The sequence below is a fragment of the Streptomyces sp. NPDC021225 genome (assembly GCF_044332865.1).
Lineage (GTDB): Bacteria > Actinomycetota > Actinomycetes > Streptomycetales > Streptomycetaceae > Streptomyces.
The window spans coordinates 1-5,394 of record NZ_JBIRPV010000031.1; the positions used below are offsets into that span (position 1 = coordinate 1).

1 protein-coding gene is annotated in these 5,394 nt (G+C 70.8%); it reads right to left on the minus strand.

The annotated features are described in order from the left end of the window. Window positions 1–5,394: type I polyketide synthase (locus ACH4S9_RS47015; RefSeq protein WP_398377815.1), on the minus strand; the 5,394-nt coding region annotated here is incomplete at both ends.

The window sequence follows — 5,394 nt, forward strand, 5'->3', positions numbered from 1 at the left end:
GTTGCCAGGTGATGGGGTGGCCGGTGGTGTGGGCGTGGGCGAGGGAGTGGAGGTGTTGGTGGTGGTCGTCGTGGTTGCGGCGGAGGGTGCTGATGACGGTGACGGGGATGTCGGTGGTGTCGGTGGTGTCCTGGATGGCGGGGGTGAGGGTGGGGTGGGGGCTGATTTCGATGAAGGTGTGGTGTTCTTCCTGGGTGAGGGTGTGGATGGCGTCGGCGAAGCGGACGGGTTGGCGGAGGTTGCGGTACCAGTAGCGGGCGTCGAGTCCGGTGGTGTCCTTCCATTCTCCGTCGACGGTGGAGTGGAAGGGGATGGTGGCGGGCTGGGGTGTGATGCCGTCGAGGAGCCGTAGGAGTTCGGTTTTGATGGTTTCGACGTGGGGGCAGTGGGAGGCGTAGTCGACGGGGATGCGCTTGGCACGCACCTCAACGGTGTTGAGGTGTTCGACGGCCTGGGTGAGGGCGTCGATGTTGCCGGAGATGACGGTGGACTGGGGGCTGTTGACGCCTGCCACCCACAGCTGGCCCGGCCAGCGCTGGTGGATCAGTTCGGTGACGTCCTGTTCGGGCAGAGGAACCGCGGCCATGCCGCCCTGTCCGTGGAGGGCGTGGAGGGCTTTGCTGCGGAGGGTGATGATTTTGGCGGCGTCGGGGAGGGTGAGGGCGCCGCTGACGTGGGCTGCGGCGATTTCGCCCTGGGAGTGGCCGGTGACGGCGTCGGGGTGGAGTCCGTGGGAGCGCCAGAGGGCGGCCAGGGAGACCATGACCGAGAAGAGGAGGGGCTGGATGATGTCGGCGCGTTGCCAGGCGGGGTCGGTGTCGGGGCGGTGGAGGATGTCGGTGAGGGTCCAGTCGGTGTGGGGGGCGAGGGCTTGTTCGCAGTCGTTGATGGACTGGGCGAAGACGGGTGAGGTTTCCAGCAGGCGCAGTCCCATCCCGGCCCACTGACCACCCTGACCCGGAAACACAAACACCACCCCGCCATGGTCACCGGGCCGCTTGGCAGTACCGGTAACGACCGTGGTGTGGGGTTGGTCGGTCGCCAGGGCGTCGAGGCCGCGCAGGAAGTCGCTGCGGTCCTGGCCCAGCACGACCGCCCGATGTTCGAAAGAGGTCCGGCCTACCGCGAGGGTGTGGCCGACGTCGGCCAGGTTCGCCTCCGGGGTGTTGGCCAGGAACGTGCGCAATTGCCCGGCCTGGGCGCGTAGCGCCTGCGGACTCTTCGCGGAGATGGCCCAAGGCAGTGGGCCTGAGACGGTGCCGGACCCTGCCGGCTCTCGGGCTTCCACGGCGGGTGGTGCCTGTTCCAGGATGACGTGGGAGTTGGTACCGCTGACCCCGAACGAGGAGACGCCTGCCCGACGCGCCCGACCGTGCTCCGGCCAGGGCACCGACTCCGTCAGCAGCCGCACCGCGCCGCCCGTCCAGTCCACATGCGGTGAGGGCTCCTCGGCGTGCAGGGTCTGTGGGAGCAGCCCGTGCCGCATGGCCATCACCATCTTGATGATGCCGCCCACCCCCGCGGCGGCCTGGGTGTGTCCGACGTTGGACTTGATCGATCCCAGCCACAACGGCCGGTCACCCGACCGGCCCTGCCCGTACGTCGCCAGCAGCGCCTGGGCCTCGATCGGGTCGCCGAGTGTCGTTCCCGTGCCGTGTCCCTCGACCGCGTCGACGTCCGCCGCGGCCACCCCCGCGTTCGCCCACGCCTGGCGGATCACCCGCTCTTGCGAGGGGCCGTTCGGCGCGGTCAGTCCGTTGCTCGCCCCGTCCTGGTTGACCGCACTCCCCCGTACCACCGCCAGGATCGGATGACCATTGCGCCGCGCGTCCGAGAGCCGCTCCACCAGGAGCATTCCCGCGCCCTCCGCCCAGCCTGTGCCATCCGCTCCGGCTCCGAACGACTTGCAGCGCCCGTCCGGGGACAGCCCACGCTGTCGCGAGAACTCGACGAAGGTGGTGGGGGTGGACATGACGGTGACCCCGCCGGCCAGCGCCATGGAGCACTCCCCGGACCGCAGCGCCTGGCAGGCCAGGTGCAGCGCGACGAGGGACGACGAACACGCCGTGTCCACGGTGACCGCGGGCCCCTCCAGGCCGAAGGTGTAGGCGACGCGTCCCGAGGCGACGCTGCCCGCATTTCCATTGCCGATGTAGCCCTCGTAGCCCTCCGGGATTTCGCGCAGGCGGGTGCCGTAGTCGTGGTACATCACCCCCGCGAACACCCCGGTCGAACTCCCCCGCACCGACGTCGGATCGATCCCCGCCCGTTCCAGCGCCTCCCAGGAGATCTCCAGCAGCAACCGCTGCTGCGGATCCATCGCCACCGCCTCACGCGGGCCGATCCCGAAGAACGCCGGATCGAACTCACCTGCGTCGTACAGGAACCCACCCCGCCTGGTGTACGAGGTGCCGTGCCGCTCCGGGTCGGGGTCGTAGAGCCGCTCCACATCCCAGCCCCGGTCCGCGGGGAAGTCGTCCACCGCGTCCACACCGGAGGCGACGAGACCCCACAGGGCCTCGGCCGACCGCACATCCCCCGGAAACCGGCAGGCCATGCCGATGATGGCCACCGGCTCACTTGCTGCGCCGCCGACGGACGGGGCGGGTGGGGTGGTCGTGGCCGCCGGCGCACCACCGACCAACTCCTCGCTCAGGAAGCGGGCGAGCGCGTCGGGGCGCGGCCGGTCGAAGATCAAACCGGCCGGGAGGCGCAGCCCGGTAGCCTGCTGTAGCCGATTGCGCAGTTCCACCGCGGCGAGGGAGTCGAACCCCAGATCGCGGAACGCCGAGTCGGACGGGACCGCATCGGCCGTGCGGTGCCCCAGCACCGCCGCCGCCTGGGAGCGCACCAGCCGCAACACCACCCTTAGCCGCTCCTCCGTCCCGAGTCCGGTCAGCCGCCGCCGCAGGGACCCCGGGGCACCGGGCGAGGTGCCGCGGGTGCCCGGACGGGCCGCGGTGGCCGCCAAGCCTCGCAGGAGCGGCGGGGCGGACCCGGAGGCCTGAAGCTCCGCCATGCTGAGTGCGGCGGGCACCACGAGGTGACGGTCGCAGCTCAGGGCCTTGTCGAAGAGTTCCAGGCCGTCGCCGGTGGCCAGCGGCCGCAGGCCCGCGCGGAGGAGCCGAGACTGGTCCGTGGCATCCAGTTGTCCGGTCATGCCCCCGGCGTGCTCCCACACCCCCCAGGCCAAGGACACCGCCGGCAGCCGAGCGGCGCGCCGCTGACACGCCAGCGCGTCCAGGGCGGCGTTGGCGGCGGCGTAATTGGCCTGACCCGCCGAGCCCATCACCCCGGCCAGCGAGGAGAAGAGCACGAACGCGGACAGCGGAAGGTCACGCGTGAGCTGGTGAAGGTTGAGCGCGGAATCGACCTTGGCCCGCAGCACCCGGGCCATGGCATCCGAGGTGAGGGATGTGATCACCCCGTCGTCCAGTACGCCCGCCGCATGCACCACGGCGGCCAGCGGGTGGTCGACGGAGATCTTCGCCAGTGTGTTCGCGAGCTGTTTCCGGTCGGCGGCGTCGCACGCGACGATGGTCACGCTCGCCCCGAGCTCGACGAGTTCGGCCTCCAGCCGCCCGGCCCCCGGGGCGTCCAGGCCACGTCGGCTGATGAGCAGCAACTGCCGTACGCCATGGGTGACCACCAGGTGGCGGGCGAGCATCGCGCCGAGACTGCCGGTGCCGCCGGTGATGAGTACGGTGCCGTCGGAACCCCAAGGACGCTCAGCCGTGGGGTTGGTGTCGGCCGCCGCGGTGGCGGTCGGTTCGGCCAGCCGGCTGAGCCGGGGCGCGCGCAGGACTCGATCGCGTACGGCCACTTCCGGTTCCCCGGAGGCCAGAGCCATCGACAGCGTCCGACGGTGGTCTTCCGGGTCGGCCACGCTGTCATCCAGGTCGAGCAGGACGAATCGGTCGGGGTGCTCCGACTGGGCGGAGCGGATCAGGCCCCGTACAGCCGCTCCCGCCAGGTCCTTCACACCTTCGTCCGGCGCCGTGGCCATCGCGCCGCGCGTGAGCACCACCAGGCGGGTGTCGGCGAACCGGCCGTCCCCCAACCACTGCTGCACAAGCGCCAGCATGTGATGCGTGGCGCGCCGCACCGCCTCGCTCGACTCCTCTTCGCTCCCCGCTGGGGACCAGGTCACTACGGTCCGGGGCATGGGCGTGTCGTCGGCGATCGCCGCGCACAGCGCGGCCAGATCGGCGTATGTCACCTCCCCCGGCGGCCGGGGGAAGTCCTCGACCTGAGGCGGCGTCGGCTCGGTCCCGATCACCACCCACGGGGCGGTCTCCTCGGCCACCACGGACTCGGGGACGGGTTCCCATCGCACCTCGAAGAGCGAGCCGTGGTGGGTAGCCGAGGCAGCGGTCCGAAGCTCGGCCCCGGACACCGGCCGAAGTGCCAGCGCGCGAATCGACGCCACGGGCTCGCCCGTCTCGTCGGACACATCGACCGCCACTGCCCCCGGGTCGGTACCGGCCGGCCTCAGCCGGACGCGAAGGGCCGTCGCCGCCGGTGCGTGCAGAGTGACTCCGCTCCAGGTGAACGGCAGCCCGCTGTCCTGTTGTCCCTGAAGCGAGGGCAACAGGGGGATCGTGTGCAGCGCGGAGTCCAGCAGGGCGGGGTGCAGACCGAACCGAGCCGCTGCCGTATCGCCCGGCGCGTCTTCGGCCACACGTGCGGTCGCGAAGATCTCCTCGCCCCGTTGCCAGACAGCGCTCAGGCACCGGAAGGCCGCTCCGTAATGGAAACCCGCCTCGGTCAGCCGCTCGTACAGTCCCTCCAGGTCCACGGCGACCACACCCGGCGGCGGCCACGCGTCCGCGAGCAGCTCATCGTCCACGGACTCGTCCGAGTCTCCCTCAGGCTTCTCGGCAAGATATCCGGCGGCATGGCGCGTCCATGCCTCCCCTGCCGAATCGGCGATGAGACCGCCGTCGTCCATTCGCGAGTAGATATGCACCGCCCGGCTTCCAGCCTCGTTCGCGGCGGCCACGGTTACCTGAAGCGCCACTCCAGAGCTCTCCGGCACAACAAGCGGTGTGTGCAGCGTCAGCTCGTCGACCCGATGGCACTCGACGTGGGCACCGGCCTGGAGGGCGAGTTCGAGCAAGGCCGTTCCGGGGAGCAGCACCGCGCCGCCGACGGCGTGGTCGGCCAGCCAGGGATGGGTACGGAGGGAGATCCGGCCGGTGAACAGCAGCCCCTGGCCATCGGCAAGCCCCACCGCCGCGCCCAACAGGGGATGCCGCGCCGGCTCCAGGCCTGCCGCCGACATATCGCCTGCGGTAGTGGTGGTGTTGAGCCAGTAGTGGTGGTGTTGGAAGGGGTAGGTGGGGAGGTTGGTGTGGTGGTGGGTGTGGTGTTGTTGGTGCCAGGTGGTGGGGT